The organism is Virgibacillus proomii, from assembly GCF_900162615.1.
Classification (GTDB): domain Bacteria; phylum Bacillota; class Bacilli; order Bacillales; family Amphibacillaceae; genus Virgibacillus; species Virgibacillus proomii.
The window spans coordinates 1-1,224 of sequence record NZ_FUFN01000003.1 but is presented as its reverse complement, the minus strand read 5'-3'; the positions used below and the strand labels follow the sequence as shown (position 1 = coordinate 1,224).

General features: G+C 34.6%; 2 protein-coding genes. Both read left to right on the top strand.

The window, feature by feature from the left end:
* Positions 1 to 331: helix-turn-helix domain-containing protein (locus tag BN1066_RS00020; RefSeq protein WP_143695708.1), on the top strand; the 331-nt coding region annotated here is incomplete at its 5' end.
* Positions 244 to 1,194, top strand: a complete 951-nt coding sequence (locus BN1066_RS00015) for an IS3 family transposase (protein ID WP_143695707.1) — start codon at positions 244 to 246, stop codon at positions 1,192 to 1,194. The genes BN1066_RS00020 and BN1066_RS00015, both read left to right, overlap by 88 nt.
* The last annotated feature ends 30 nt before the right edge of the window (positions 1,195 to 1,224 follow it).

Here is a 1,224-nt window from a genome sequence, read left to right as displayed (position 1 = left end):
ATTTAAATTAAATACGATACAATTTGTGTTAAAGACAGGTGCTACTTTTTTAGAAACTGCTGTTCAATTTAAATTGAACAACCCTTCCTTAATTAGACGCTGGATGAAAGAATTTAAGGAACAAGGAGTAGAAGGCCTGAAACCAAAGGGGGAGTCTTCTATGTCTAAGAAACCCAATAAACGGAAGAAAAAGGAAGAAAAAAAGTTAACACGTGAAGAAATATTAGAACGAGAGAATGAACTATTAAGGCTAGAAAATGCGTACCTAAAAAAGCTACGAGCTTTTCGGGAGAATCCAAATGCCTTCCACGAAAAGCACAGGCAAAGGTAGCATTTGGACTTAAAGAAGAAGGATTCCGATTAAAAGATATTCTCCTTGCTGTGGGCATACCTGAAGCAACCTATCACTATCATGTGAAAAATTTTGGCAGAGAAGATTCAGACAAAGTACTAAAAAAAATCATTATAGATTTATTTAAAAAGTTCCATGAACGTTATGGCTATAAACGTATTACTAGAGAACTAAATAAATTAGGATACGTTATCAACCATAAAAAAGTATATCGCATTATGTGCGAATTGGGATTGAAATGTGTGAAATTTATGCGAAAATCCCGTAAATACAATTCCTATAAGGGAAACGTTGGAAAAGTGGCGAAAAACCGATTGTCTCGCCGTTTTAACACGCCAATTCCTCTTCAAAAATTAGTAACCGATATTACAGAATTCAAATGTCTAAGTGAAGAGAAGTTATATTTAAATCCGATTCTTGACCTTTATAACGGAGAAATTATTGCGTATAAAATCAAGGAACGTCCAACGTTAGATCTTGTCATAGAACCTTTAAAAGAAACGATAGAGATAATAAAGAATCATGCAACCTATCGCACCACCATCCATTCTGACCAAGGCTTTCATTACCAGCACAACCAATGGGTGAGAACATTAAAAGAGAATAAAGTATTCCAAAGCATGTCTAGAAAAGCAACCTGTGCGGATAATGCTTCCATGGAGAATTTTTTTGGCATTTTAAAACAAGAAATGTATTATGGAGAAAAATTAGTAAGCTATGAAGAATTAAAAAGTCGGATTGAAGAATATATCTATTGGTATAATCATGAACGAATAAAAGAAAAATTGGCCGGGCTGAGCCCAGTCGAGTATCGAACGCAATCCAGCCAATCAACTGTATAATAAAACTCTAACTTTTGGGGGTAATCACAT